The sequence below is a fragment of the Pseudomonas sp. BF-R-30 genome, assembly GCF_019956175.1.
Classification (GTDB): Bacteria; Pseudomonadota; Gammaproteobacteria; order Pseudomonadales; family Pseudomonadaceae; genus Aquipseudomonas; species Aquipseudomonas jessenii.
The window spans coordinates 143,382-155,836 of the sequence record NZ_JAHBDE010000011.1 but is presented as its reverse complement, the minus strand read 5'-3'; the positions used below and the strand labels follow the sequence as shown (position 1 = coordinate 155,836).

11 protein-coding genes are annotated in these 12,455 nt (G+C 61.6%); 6 read left to right on the top strand and 5 right to left on the bottom strand.

Going from position 1 to position 12,455, the window contains the following annotated elements; translation table 11 throughout:
- Positions 1-26: 26 nt before the first annotated feature.
- The 3 genes from KGB20_RS07500 to KGB20_RS07490 form a co-directional block, all read right to left on the bottom strand.
- Positions 27-992 (bottom strand): L-carnitine dehydrogenase, encoded by a 966-nt coding sequence (locus KGB20_RS07500; RefSeq protein ID WP_095964145.1) that lies wholly within the window; start codon positions 990-992, stop codon positions 27-29.
- A 141-nt stretch (positions 993-1,133) separates the two neighbouring features.
- Positions 1,134-2,021, bottom strand: coding sequence for a 3-keto-5-aminohexanoate cleavage protein (locus KGB20_RS07495; RefSeq protein ID WP_007994462.1), 888 nt, complete (start codon positions 2,019-2,021; stop codon positions 1,134-1,136).
- Between the two features lie 94 nt (positions 2,022-2,115).
- Positions 2,116-3,060 (bottom strand): choline ABC transporter substrate-binding protein, encoded by a 945-nt coding sequence (locus KGB20_RS07490; RefSeq protein ID WP_154909898.1) that lies wholly within the window; start codon positions 3,058-3,060, stop codon positions 2,116-2,118.
- Positions 3,061-3,284: 224 nt separating this feature from the next.
- Between KGB20_RS07490 and KGB20_RS07485 the strand changes: the two genes are divergently transcribed.
- Complete coding sequence (locus tag KGB20_RS07485; RefSeq protein ID WP_057712988.1) at positions 3,285-4,229, top strand: GlxA family transcriptional regulator; 945 nt, start codon at positions 3,285-3,287, stop codon at positions 4,227-4,229.
- Positions 4,230-4,360: 131 nt separating this feature from the next.
- Here KGB20_RS07485 and KGB20_RS07480 read toward each other — a convergent pair whose 3' ends face one another.
- Together KGB20_RS07480 and KGB20_RS07475 are read right to left on the bottom strand one after the other, a co-directional pair.
- Positions 4,361-4,777 carry a DUF3010 family protein gene (locus KGB20_RS07480; RefSeq protein WP_150813789.1) on the bottom strand — a complete coding sequence of 139 codons (417 nt, stop codon included), beginning with the start codon at positions 4,775-4,777 and terminating at the stop codon, positions 4,361-4,363.
- 61 nt (positions 4,778-4,838) lie between these two features.
- Positions 4,839-5,240, bottom strand: coding sequence for a lysozyme inhibitor LprI family protein (locus KGB20_RS07475; RefSeq protein WP_057712989.1), 402 nt, complete (start codon positions 5,238-5,240; stop codon positions 4,839-4,841).
- 236 nt (positions 5,241-5,476) lie between these two features.
- On the opposite strand from KGB20_RS07475, the gene KGB20_RS07470 reads away from it, so the two are divergent.
- The 5 genes from KGB20_RS07470 (at position 5,477) to KGB20_RS07450 (ending at position 12,443) form a co-directional block, all read left to right on the top strand.
- Complete coding sequence (locus KGB20_RS07470; protein ID WP_032829497.1) at positions 5,477-6,454, top strand: dipeptidase; 978 nt, start codon at positions 5,477-5,479, stop codon at positions 6,452-6,454.
- Positions 6,455-6,532: 78 nt separating this feature from the next.
- Positions 6,533-7,063: a DUF5943 domain-containing protein gene (locus tag KGB20_RS07465; RefSeq protein ID WP_008048169.1), complete on the top strand. Its 531-nt coding sequence runs from the start codon at positions 6,533-6,535 to the stop codon at positions 7,061-7,063.
- Between the two features lie 15 nt (positions 7,064-7,078).
- Positions 7,079-9,139: a dimethylglycine demethylation protein DgcA gene (gene dgcA / locus KGB20_RS07460; protein WP_057712990.1), complete on the top strand. Its 2,061-nt coding sequence runs from the start codon at positions 7,079-7,081 to the stop codon at positions 9,137-9,139.
- Positions 9,140-9,273: 134 nt separating this feature from the next.
- A complete protein-coding gene (gene dgcB / locus KGB20_RS07455; protein WP_057712991.1) occupies positions 9,274-11,223 on the top strand; it encodes a dimethylglycine demethylation protein DgcB in 1,950 nt (649 codons plus the stop codon).
- Positions 11,223-12,443 carry an electron transfer flavoprotein subunit alpha/FixB family protein gene (locus KGB20_RS07450; protein ID WP_154909897.1) on the top strand — a complete coding sequence of 407 codons (1,221 nt, stop codon included), beginning with the start codon at positions 11,223-11,225 and terminating at the stop codon, positions 12,441-12,443. The genes dgcB and KGB20_RS07450 overlap by 1 nt, the downstream gene beginning before the upstream one ends.
- The last annotated feature ends 12 nt before the right edge of the window (positions 12,444-12,455 follow it).

Here is a 12,455-nt window from a genome sequence, read left to right as displayed (position 1 = left end):
GACCTGCTGGCCCATTAGCTTGAGGTTTACTCGCTGAAGGCCATCCCATGCTTCTCTTTGGTGGTCTTCACTGCCTCCAGCACCGCCAGCAGGCAGTCATCACGATAGCGCTCCAGCGCCGAAATGCTGTGTTTACCCAGTTGATCGCTGGTGCCATCGACCACATCATCGATCAGTTTGTCGGTCAGCTCCGGCGCCGGCAGGTAGGTCCACGGCAATTGCAACGCCGGGCCGAACTGCGCCATGAAGTGACGCATGCCGGCATCGCCGCCGGCCAGGGTGTAGGTCAGGAAGGTGCCCATGAACGACCAGCGCAAACCCGCGCCGAAGCGGATGGCGTCGTCGATTTCGCCGGTGGTCGCCACGCCGTCGTTGACCAGGTGCAGCGCCTCGCGCCACAGTGCTTCGAGCAGGCGGTCGGCGATGAAACCCGGCACTTCCTTGCGCACGTGCAGCGGGCGCATCCCCAGGGATTCATAGACCTTCATGGCCGCTTGCACCGCTTCAGGGGCGGTGTTTTTACCGCCGACCACTTCCACCAGTGGCAGCAGGTAAACCGGGTTGAACGGGTGACCGACCACACAGCGTTCCGGGTGCGTGGCGCTCTCGTAGAACTCGCTCGGCAACAGGCCAGAGGTGCTGGAGCCGATCAACGCATTGGGCTTGGCTGCCGCGCTGATTTTGCTGTGCAGGTCCAGTTTCAGCTCCAGCCGTTCCGGGGCGCTCTCCTGGATGAAATCGGCATCGCGCACGCACTCTTCGATGGTTGCGACAAAACGCAGGCGATCTTGCGATGCACCCGGCGCCAAACCTTGTTTTTCCAGTGCGCCCCAAGCGTTGGCGACACGCTTGCGCAGGGCCGCTTCGGCACCGGGGGCCGGGTCCCAGGCCACTACATCCAGGCCATGGGCGAGGGCGCGGGATACCCAGCCGCTGCCGATGACACCGCTGCCTAACGCTGCGAAGGTTTTGATTTCGGTGATAAAGCTCATGGTCACGTCCTAAAGAGTTCAGAGATTTCTTGTGGGAGCGGGCTTGCTCGCGAAAGCGGTGGTTCTACCGCTGAAGATGTGCCGGATGCACCGGCCTCTTCGCGAGCAAGCCCGCTCCCACAGGGGTATGCGTAGGTGTGATTAACCGCGCTTGGTCAGGCCCATTTTTGCTCGGCCTTCAGCCGGGGTCAGGACGCGGGCACCGAGGCGGCTGAGGATTTCCGTGGCGCGCTCGACCAGTTGGCCGTTGGTCGCCAGTACGCCCTTGTCCAGCCACAGGTTGTCTTCCAGCCCGACCCGCACGTTGCCGCCGAGCAACACTGCTTGTGCCGCCATCGGCATCTGCATGCGACCGATACCGAAACCGGCCCAGACCGCGTCGGCCGGTAGGTTGTCGACCATGGCTTTCATGGTGGTGGTGTCCGCCGGTGCGCCCCAAGGGATGCCCAGGCACAGCTGGAACAACGGGTTGTCGAGCAGGCCTTCCTTGATCATCTGCTTGGCGAACCACAGGTGGCCGGTGTCGAAAATTTCCAGCTCGGCTTTAACGCCCAGTTCCTGGATGCGTTTGGCGCCAGCGCGCAGTTGGGCCGGGGTGGAGACGTAAATGGTGTCGCCGTCGCCGAAGTTCAGGGTGCCGCAGTCGAGGGTGCAGATTTCCGGCAGCAGTTCTTCGACGTGGGCCAGGCGGGTCAGCGGGCCGACCAGATCGGTGTTCGGGCCGAATTCCATCGGGTTCTCGCCCGCGCCGATTTCCAGGTCGCCGCCCATGCCGGCGGTGAGGTTGACGATGATGTCCACGTCCGCTTCGCGGATGCGCTCCATCACTTCACGGTACAGCGCCACGTCACGGCTGAACTTGCCGGTTTGCGGGTCACGCACATGGCAGTGAACCACGGTGGCACCGGCCTTGGCGGCTTCCACGGCGGCAGCCGCGATTTGTTTCGGGGTGACCGGCACGTGTGGGCTCTTGGCGGTCGTGTCGCCAGCACCGGTGAGTGCGCAGGTGATGATGACGTCGTGGTTCATTTGGCGGTTCCTTACAGGCGAGTTTTTGGTTTTGGCCAGGCGTGGTGATCCCGTTCGCAGCCCGTTGGGGCTGCGAGTCGGTGGTTCATTCGGTTTATTTACTGGTCAGTTGCAGGTTTTCAGCGGCCGGTTTGCCATCGAAGGTGGTGACGCCTTCAAGCCAGCGTTTTTTGTCCTGCGGGTGATCCTTGATCCATTGTTTGGCCGACTCGAAAGCGTCCTTGTGATCCAGCAGCGGCTGCATCATCCGGCTCTCGTCTTCGGCGGTGAACGTCAGGTTGCTCAGCAGGCGACCGATGTTCGGGCACTGTTCGGCGTAGGTCGGTGCGGTGACGGTCCATACGGTGGCCTTGCCTTCGTTCGGGCCGAGGGCGTTATCGCTGCCGGTGAGGTAGGTCATTTTCACGTTGACGTTCATTGGGTGCGGCGCCCAGCCGAAGAACACCACGGCTTCGTTGCGACGCACGGCGCGATCCACCGCGGCGAGCATGCCGGCTTCGCTGGATTCGACCAGCTGGAACTTGCCGAGGCCGAACTGGTTCTTGGAGATCATCGCCTTGATCTGGGTGTTGGCGCCCGAGCCAGGCTCGATGCCGTAGATCTTGCCGCCCAGTTCTTTTTCGAATTTGGCGATGTCAGCGAAGGTTTTCAGGCCCTTGTCGGCGAGGTAGGTCGGCACGGCGAGGGTCGCGCGGGCGTCCTGCAGGCTTGGCGTATCAAGCACCTTGACCTGTTTGGCGTCGACGAACGGGGTGATGGTCTGGGTCATCAGCGGGTTCCAGTAGCCGAGGAACAGATCCAGACGCTGGTCGCGGATCCCGGCGAAGATGATTTGCTGGGAGGCGCTGGTCTGTTTGGTGCTGTAGCCGAGGCCGTCGAGCAATACCTGGGTCATGGCACTGGTGGCGATCACGTCGGTCCAGTTCACTACACCCATGCGCACGTTCTGGCACGCGGCGGGTTCGGCGGCCATGACACTGGCGCTCAGCAAAGCGGTACCACTGAGTGCAAGAACACAGCTGCTGATCAGTCGTTTCATCTCGGGTTCCTCGGCAGTTCGTTTATTGTGAGTTCCGGTGTCTGATGCGCCGGTGATGCCAAGTTACGCAGCTAAGCGCCCATGAAAGCGCACTGCGGCGACCGACTCTTGCACTGCAGCGACCTGTGCTCTTGAATGCCGCTCGCAACTGGCGTATCAACATCCCTACGCTGCCCGCCCTCTCGTTACCTGGCCTCTTGTTACCTGCTAAGCGAGTGCGCTCCATGTCCCAGGATTTCTACTTCTTGTTGATGCCGGGTTTCTCGGCCATCGGATTTATCTCGGCCATCGAGCCGTTGCGGGTGGCCAATCGCTTTCGTGGCGAGCTGTATCGCTGGCATGTGCTGAGCGCCGACGGCGGGGCGGTGCTGGCGAGCAACGGCATGTCGGTCAACGCCGATGCGGCGCTGGAGCCGTTGAAAAAAGGCGTGACGCTGCTGGTGGTCGCCGGGTTCGAGCCCCTGAAATTCACCACCCCGGCGCTGGAACACTGGCTGCGCCGTCTGGACCACGAAGGCGTGACCCTCGGCGGCATCGACACCGGCAGCTTCATCCTCGCCGAGGCGGGTTTGCTCGACGGCCATCGCCTGACCCTGCACTGGGAAGCCATCGACGCGTTCAAGGAATCTTATCCACAGCTCAGCGTCACCCAGGAACTGTTCGAGATCGACCGCCGTCGCATCACCTCTGCTGGCGGCACCGCCTCTATTGATTTAATGCTGGATCTGATCGCCCAGGCCCATGGCCCGGAGCTGGCGATCCAGGTCAGCGAGCAATTCGTGCTTGGCCGCATCCGCCCGCGCAAAGACCATCAGCGCATGGAAGTCGCCACCCGTTATGGCATCAGCAACAAGAAGCTGGTTCACGTGATCGGCGAGATGGAGCAGCACAGTGAACCGCCACTGAGCACGCTGGAACTGGCGGAATCGATCAAGGTGACGCGGCGGCAGCTGGAGCGCCTGTTTCGCCTGCACCTGAACGACACGCCGAGCAATTTCTACCTGCGATTAAGGCTGGAAAAGGCCCGGCAGTTGCTACGCCAGACCGACATGAGCGTGCTGGAAGTGAGCATTGCCTGCGGGTTTGAATCGCCGTCGTATTTCACCCGCAGTTATCGAGCGAAGTATGAGCGGTGCCCGCGGGAGGATCGACGCACCGCCAAGGCATAAACCCCCGAGAAACCTGTGGGAGCGGGCTTGCTCGCGAAAGCGGTGTGTCAATCGGCACAGATGTCAGCTGACAGACTGCATTCGCGAGCAAGCCCGCTCCCACATTTGATCACCAGTGTCTGGAGGGGCGGTTACTTCTTCAGTAACGCCGAACATGCCGCCTTGTACGCCTCATGCTGATACTTGTTCAGCGTCCCCGGCAGCTCGAAATTGTGCTTTTTGGCTTGGGCATTGATGGTCTGCGGCGACAGCAAGGTCACCTCGCAATTCTCCAACAACTGGAAAACCCCCTCGATCTTGAAGGTCGTTGGCCCGCCAGCGAACTCGCCTTTCTTGCTGCGTTTCTTGATCGCAATGCGGTCGATGGAATTCTCACGGACAAACGAAGCGACCTGAGCGGCAAACACTTTGACGTTGGCAGCTTCGTCATCATCGTCCAGGGCAATTTTCTTGGTGGCGAGCGCGACATGGCTCAGCGCCTGACCGTCCAGCGTGGCCACGGCGATGATCGCTTCGCTGCCTTTGATTTCGATGCCGCAGACTTTCATGTTCAATCCCATTAGTGACAGAGGGTGTGCAGCTTACAGCTCAAGCTGGCTGGGGAACGGATCACTCCTGCCCAATCGACTCCAAAAACTCCGACCGCTCGTCGCTCATCCGTGCAATGCAATCGTTCTGGGCAATGGTGAGCGCCTTGCTGCCACTGGTGGCCGGGAAGGCTTCGACGGCGCAGTCTGCGTCGCGGGTCTTCAGCCATTGCTGTTGGGCGGCTTTGATCTTGGCGGTGATGTCGGCCAGTTGCGACGGGTTTTTGCCGTACTGCGACTGCATGCGCTCGGTCAGGCCCTGGAGGTTTTCCTTGAGCAGGTCTTCGGCGGAGGTTTTGCTGAAGGCCGAGCACTCGAGGGTCTGGATGTCGTTTTCGACTTTGTCGCAGGGGTTGTCGTCGGCCACCTCCGCTGCGTGTACGCCGGTCGCAATCAGTGCCATTGCCAGAATGATCGATTTCATTATCGTCGCCGCTCTTGTCCAGTGAAGCATCCAGTGATGCGGCGAATTCTGGCCCAAGCCAGGGGCCTTGAACAGGTCGATGATTGTGCCTGGCGACGACCCTTTGTCGCGGATTGACGCTTTCGGCAAACCCCCTGTCGTTTTTGCACCCGGCTGCCCCTGCACCGAGGCATATGCTGGCCCCAAAGCGCCGGCACACGATTCGGCGCATGAATCGCTAACAAGGGGACAGCCTGATGAGCCCAGCCGAATTGCACGCCGACAGCATCGTTATCGACGGGCTGATTATCGCCAAGTGGAACCGTGAACTGTTCGAAGACATGCGCAAGGGCGGTCTGACGGCGGCTAACTGCACCGTGTCGGTGTGGGAGGGCTTTCAGGCCACCGTCAACAACATCGCCGCGAGCCAGAAGCTGATTCGCGAGAACAGCGACCTGGTGATCCCGGTGCGCACCACCGCCGACATCCGTAAAGCCAAGGAGCAGGGCAAGACCGGCATCCTGTTCGGCTTCCAGAACGCTCACGCCTTCGAAGACCAGATCGGCTATGTCGAGGTCTTCAAGCAGCTGGGCGTCGGCATTGTGCAGATGTGCTACAACACCCAGAACCTGGTGGGCACCGGCTGTTACGAGCGTGACGGCGGCCTGTCGGGCTTTGGTCGCGAAATCGTCGCCGAGATGAACCGCGTTGGTGTGATGTGCGACCTGTCCCACGTCGGTTCCAAGACTTCCGAAGAAGTCATCCTCGAGTCGAAGAAACCGGTCTGCTACTCCCACTGCCTGCCATCGGGGCTCAAGGAGCACCCGCGCAACAAGTCCGATGAAGAACTGAAGTTCATCGCCGACCACGGCGGCTTTGTCGGCGTGACCATGTTCGCGCCGTTCCTGGCCAAGGGCATCGATTCGACCATCGACGACTACGCCGAAGCCATCGAGTACGTGATGAACATCGTCGGCGAAGACGCCATCGGCATCGGCACCGACTTCACCCAGGGCCATGGCCAGGACTTCTTCGAATACCTGACCCACGACAAGGGCTACGCCCGCCGCCTGACCAGCTTCGGCAAGATCATCAACCCGCTGGGCATCCGCACCGTGGGCGAGTTCCCGAACCTGACCGAGACCCTGCTCAAGCGCGGCCACTCCGAGCGCGTGGTACGCAAGATCATGGGCGAGAACTGGGTCAACGTCTTGAAAGATGTCTGGGGCGAATAAGCCGCTGCACCTCTGAATCCTTTCCCCCGGCCGCCCGCGCCGGGGGCAACACCAAAATTTTTCTGGAGTTAAGTTTCCATGGCCAAGATCGCCCCGCAATTGCCAATCGAAGTCGACAGCGAAACCGGTGTCTGGACCTCCGACGCCCTGCCGATGCTGTACGTGCCGCGCCATTTCTTCGTCAACAACCACATGGGCATCGAGGAAGTGCTGGGCGCTGAAGCCTATGCCGAAATCCTCTACAAGGCCGGCTACAAGTCCGCCTGGCACTGGTGTGAAAAAGAAGCCGAATGCCACGGCCTGGAAGGCGTCGCGGTGTTCGAGCACTACATGAAGCGCCTGTCGCAGCGCGGCTGGGGCCTGTTCAAGATCCAGGACATCGACCTCGACAAAGGCACCGCCAGCGTCAAGCTCGAACACTCGGCATTTGTCTACGTGTACGGCAAGGTCGGGCGCAAGGTCGACTACATGTTCACTGGCTGGTTTGCAGGGGCCATGGATCAGATCCTCGCCGCTCGCGGCAGCAAGATCCGCACCGTGGCCGAACAAGTCTACGGTGGCTCCGAAGAGGGCCACGAAGACGGCTTGTTCACCGTCAAGCCGTTGTAAGTCGAGGAACCCGCCATGGCTTTCGAAGCAATGTTCCAGCCGATCCAGATCGGCAAACTGACCATCCGCAACCGCGTGCTCAGCACCGCGCACGCCGAGGTCTATGCCACCGACGGCGGCATGACCACCGACCGGTACGTCAAGTATTACGAAGAGAAAGCCAAGGGCGGTATCGGCCTGGCGATTTGTGGCGGTTCGTCCGTGGTGGCCATCGACAGCCCGCAGGAATGGTGGAGTTCGGTGAACCTGTCCACCGACCGCATCATTCCGCACTTCCAGAATCTTGCCGACGCCATGCACAAGCACGGCGCCAAGATCATGATCCAGATTACCCACATGGGCCGTCGCTCGCGTTGGGACGGTTTCAACTGGCCGACGCTGATGTCGCCGTCAGGCGTGCGCGAGCCGGTGCACCGTGCCACTTGCAAAACCATCGAGCCGGAAGAGATCTGGCGGGTGATCGGCAACTACGCTCAAGCGGCCCGCCGCGCCAAGGCCGGTGGCCTGGACGGTGTCGAACTGTCGGCGGTGCACCAGCACATGATCGACCAGTTCTGGAGCCCACGGGTCAACAAGCGTACCGACGAATGGGGCGGCACCTTCGAAGGCCGCATGAAGTTCGGTCTGGAAGTGCTCAAGGCCGTGCGCGCCGAGGTTGGTGACGATTTCTGCGTGGGCATGCGCATCTGCGGTGACGAGTTCCACCCGGATGGTCTTTCCCACGAAGACATGAAGCAGATCGCCAAGTATTACGACGATACCGGCATGCTCGACTTCATTGGCGTCGTGGGTTCGGGTTGCGACACCCACAACACCCTGGCCAACGTGATTCCGAACATGAGTTATCCGCCGGAGCCGTTCCTGCATCTGGCTGCCGGCATCAAGGAAGTGGTCAAGGTTCCAGTGCTGCACGCGCAGAACATCAAGGACCCTAACCAGGCCACACGTATCCTGGAAGGCGGTTACGTCGACATGGTCGGCATGACCCGCGCGCACATCGCCGACCCACACCTGATCGCCAAGATCAAAATGGGCCAGATCGACCAGATCAAACAATGCGTCGGTGCCAACTACTGCATCGACCGTCAGTATCAGGGTCTGGATGTGCTGTGCATTCAGAACGCCGCGACTTCTCGTGAATACATGGGCTTGCCGCACATCATCGAAAAAACCACTGGCGTGAAACGCAAGGTGGTGGTGGTCGGCGCCGGTCCCGCCGGGATGGAAGCCGCCCGCGTGGCCGCCGAGCGTGGCCACGACGTGACCCTGTTCGAGAAAAAGGAATTCATCGGCGGGCAGATCACCACCGCATCGAAAGCCCCGCAACGGGACCAGATCGCCGGTATCACCCGCTGGTATCAACTGGAACTGGCGCGGTTGAAAGTCGACCTGCGCCTGGGCACCGCGGCTGACGCGCCAACCATCATGGACCTGCGTCCGGACGTGGTGGTGCTGGCCGTCGGCGGTCATCCGTTCATCGAGCAGAACGAACACTGGGGCGCGGCTGAAGGCCTGGTGGTCAGCAGCTGGGACATCCTCGACGGCAAGGTGGCACCGGGCAAGAACGTGCTGGTCTACGACACCATTTGCGAGTTCACCGGCATGTCGACCGCCGACTTCCTCGCCGACAAGGGCAGTCAGGTCGAGATCGTCACCGACGACATCAAGCCTGGTGTGGCGATTGGCGGTACGTCGTTCCCGACTTACTACCGCAGCATGTACCCGAAAGAAGTGATCATGACCGGCGACATGATGCTGGAGAAGGTCTACCGCGAAGGCGACAAGCTCGTAGCGGTACTGGAAAACGAATACACCGGCGCCAAAGAGGAGCGGGTGGTTGACCAGGTGGTCGTGGAAAACGGCGTGCGTCCGGACGAAGAAATCTACTACGCGCTGAAGGAAGGCTCGCGCAACAAAGGCCAGATCGACGTCGAAGCCTTGTTCGCGATCAAGCCGCAACCTTGCCTGGAACAGAGCGGCGACGGCTACCTTCTGTTCCGCATCGGCGACTGCGTGGCCCAGCGTAACGTGCACGCGGCGATCTACGACGCGTTGCGGCTGTGCAAGGATTTCTAAAACCACACCGAACCAATGTGGGAGCGGGCTTGCTCGCGAAGAACGAAAACGCGGTACACCTGATACACCGCGTCGCCTGATTCGCGAGCAAGCCCGCTCCCACATGAGACCCCGAGGTCTTTGGGAGCTTCACCATGTTGAACACCCTTCTTCCAATCCTGTTGTTCGCCGCCCTGGGCCTTGGTGTCCTGGGCGCGTTGCGGCGGGTGGCCATGTGGCGCCGGGGCCGAGCCTCCAAGGTCGACCTGATCGGCGGCCTGTTCGCCATGCCCAAGCGTTACATGGTCGACTTGCACCATGTGGTAGCGCGGGACAAATACATTGCCAACACCCACGTCGCCACGGCTGGCGGTGCGGTGGCGTCCATCGTGCTGGCGATTCTGGTGCATGGTTTCGGCCTGCATAACCGCTTCCTCGGCTATGCGTTGCTGCTGATGTCGGCGGTGATGTTCGTTGGTGCGATCTTCGTTTACCTGCGTCGGCGCAATCCGCCGTCGCGCCTGTCGAAAGGCCCGTGGATGCGCCTGCCGAAAAGCCTGTTGGCGTTTTCGGCCTCGTTCTTCCTGTTGACCCTGCCGGTGGCGGGCATCCTGCCGGAAAATTTCGGTGGCTGGCTGTTGGCGGCGATTCTCGGGGTTGGCGTGTTGTGGGGCGTGTCGGAATTGTTCTTCGGCATGACCTGGGGCGGGCCGATGAAACACGCCTTTGCCGGTGCCCTGCACCTGGCTTGGCACCGCCGCGCCGAACGCTTTGGCGGTGGTCGTTCCACGGGGTTGAAACCGCTGGATCTTAGCGACCTGACCGCGCCACTGGGTGTGGAAAAACCCAAGGATTTCACCTGGAACCAGTTGCTCGGCTTCGACGCCTGCGTGCAGTGCGGTAAATGCGAAGCAGCGTGCCCGGCCTTCGCCGCCGGTCAGCCACTGAACCCGAAAAAACTGATTCAGGACATGGTCGTCGGCCTGGCCGGTGGCACCGATGCCAAGTTCGCCGGCAGCCCGTACCCAGGCAAAGCCATTGGCGAACACGCGGGCAATCCGCATCAGCCCATTGTCAACGGTCTGGTAGATGCCGAAACGTTGTGGTCGTGCACCACCTGCCGCGCTTGCGTCGAGGAATGCCCGATGATGATCGAGCACGTCGATGCCATCGTCGACATGCGCCGTCATCTGACCCTGGAAAAAGGCGCGACCCCGAACAAGGGTGCCGAAGTCCTGGAAAACCTGATCGCCACCGACAACCCTGGCGGTTTCGCGCCGGGCGGGCGAATGAACTGGGCGGCGGACCTGAACCTCAACCTGCTTAGCGAAAAGAAATCCACCGACGTGCTGTTCTGGGTCGGCGATGGCGCCTTCGACATGCGTAACCAGCGCACCCTGCGCGCCTTCGTCAAAGTGCTCAAAGCGGCGAAAATCGACTTCGCCGTGCTCGGCCTCGAAGAGCGCGACAGCGGTGACGTGGCCCGGCGCCTGGGCGACGAAGCAACCTTCCAGCTGTTGGCCAAGCGCAACATCCAGACCCTGGCCAAATACAGTTTCAACCGTATCGTCACCTGCGATCCGCACAGTTTCCACGTGCTGAAAAACGAGTACGGCGCCTTCGATGGTAACTACCTGGTGCAGCACCACAGCACCTACATGGCGGAAATCATCGATGCTGGCGCGCTCAATCTTGGCCAGCACAAAGGCGATAGCGTGACCTATCACGATCCGTGCTACCTCGGCCGTTACAACGGCGAATACGAGGCACCGCGCCAGGTACTGCGTGCGCTCGGGATTGAAGTGAAAGAAATGCAGCGCTCCGGCTTCCGCTCCCGCTGCTGCGGCGGTGGTGGCGGCGCGCCGATCACCGACATTCCCGGCAAGCAGCGCATTCCCGACATGCGCATGGAAGACATCCGCGAAACCGGCGCCGAACTGGTGGCCGTGGGTTGTCCACAGTGCACCGCGATGCTTGAAGGCGTGGTCGAACCACGTCCTCTGATCAAGGACATCGCCGAACTGGTGGCTGATGCGTTGCTCGAAGACGCCGCGCCGGGAAAGCCTTCGGCACCGGCCAAACGTGAACCTGCGGAGGTGCATTGATGAGTGACATTATCCGCCGCGACCCTCGCGCCGAATGGATCGCCCGCAACCGTCTGCACCCGCTGCACGCGGCCATGCAGCCAGCGCAACACAGCTGGATGGGACCGAACGGTGTCATCCGCAAGAATCCTCACGGGATCGGTTTTATCGGTCCCAATGGGATCAAACGGATCGACCGCAGTGGCGCTCAGCAAGGCGGGACGACTAAACGTTCGGCCGCGGTTGAAGTGCAGTTGCCGCTGCATCAAGTGACTGCACCCGCGTTTTACATCAGCGTGGTGCCGGACATGGTCGGCGGTCGCTTGAGCAGTCACGACCGCGATCTGCTGGGCCTGGCCCATCAACTGGCCGGCAAGGACGGCGCTGTATTGGCCGTGGTGTTCGGCGAGCACAAGGAAAGCGCTTTCGCCACGGCGGGCGTTGACCGCTTGCTGGTACTGGAAGGTGACGAATTCAGCGGTTATGCACAGGAACAACGGGTCCAGGGCCTGCGGGCTGTGGATAACCAGTTCAGCCCGCGTCACTGGTTGCTGCCGGACAGCCGCAGCGGTGGCGGCGAGCTGGGGCGGCGCTTTGCTGCCGCACTGGGCGAACGCCCGGCCACGCGGGTCTGGCAGGTCAAGGATCAGGAGTGCATCGGCCGCGCCGGCGCGGGTCTGCAAGACCTTGCCCGTCCACTGGCGCGACTGATCCTGGCGGCTGCCGAGTGCGCCGAACCGGTCAGCGAAACCCGTCACGAAGCGCTGCCCGTGGAGTTATCCACAACCGTGGCCCGCAGCCTGTCGCGGATCGAAGACCTGGGTGCGGTGGCAGTCGATCCGGCGGCCATCCCCATGGCCGAAGCCGAATTCATTTTCTCCGGCGGCAACGGGGTCAAGGACTGGGGACTTTTCCACAGGACCGCCGAAGCCCTCGGCGCGACCGAAGGCGCATCGCGGGTGGCGGTGGACGATGGGTTCATGGCCCGCGACCGTCAGGTCGGGGCATCCGGCACCTGGGTCACCGCGCGGGTCTATGTGGCGGTGGGGATTTCCGGAGCGATCCAGCACCTGCAAGGCATTGGTGCCTGCGACAAGGTGGTGGCGATCAACCTCGACCCTGGTTGCGACATGATCAAGCGTGCGGACCTCTCGGTGATCGGCGAGAGCGCGGAGATTCTTCAAGCCTTGATCGATGCGGTAGCGGCTTACCGCAACGACGCCAAGCGCGATGCGGCTTAAGGGAAGGAAAGG

Coding starts and splice junctions, on each gene's coding strand:
- KGB20_RS07500 (WP_095964145.1), bottom strand. CDS start 992: ATGAGCTTTATCACCGAAATCAAAACCTTCGCAGCGTTAGGCAGCGGT.
- KGB20_RS07480 (WP_150813789.1), bottom strand. CDS start 4,777: ATGAAAGTCTGCGGCATCGAAATCAAAGGCAGCGAAGCGATCATCGCC.
- dgcA (WP_057712990.1), top strand. CDS start 7,079: ATGGCTTTCGAAGCAATGTTCCAGCCGATCCAGATCGGCAAACTGACC.
- KGB20_RS07450 (WP_154909897.1), top strand. CDS start 11,223: ATGAGTGACATTATCCGCCGCGACCCTCGCGCCGAATGGATCGCCCGC.
- dgcB (WP_057712991.1), top strand. CDS start 9,274: ATGTTGAACACCCTTCTTCCAATCCTGTTGTTCGCCGCCCTGGGCCTT.
- KGB20_RS07470 (WP_032829497.1), top strand. CDS start 5,477: ATGAGCCCAGCCGAATTGCACGCCGACAGCATCGTTATCGACGGGCTG.
- KGB20_RS07475 (WP_057712989.1), bottom strand. CDS start 5,240: ATGAAATCGATCATTCTGGCAATGGCACTGATTGCGACCGGCGTACAC.
- KGB20_RS07485 (WP_057712988.1), top strand. CDS start 3,285: ATGTCCCAGGATTTCTACTTCTTGTTGATGCCGGGTTTCTCGGCCATC.
- KGB20_RS07490 (WP_154909898.1), bottom strand. CDS start 3,060: ATGAAACGACTGATCAGCAGCTGTGTTCTTGCACTCAGTGGTACCGCT.
- KGB20_RS07465 (WP_008048169.1), top strand. CDS start 6,533: ATGGCCAAGATCGCCCCGCAATTGCCAATCGAAGTCGACAGCGAAACC.
- KGB20_RS07495 (WP_007994462.1), bottom strand. CDS start 2,021: ATGAACCACGACGTCATCATCACCTGCGCACTCACCGGTGCTGGCGAC.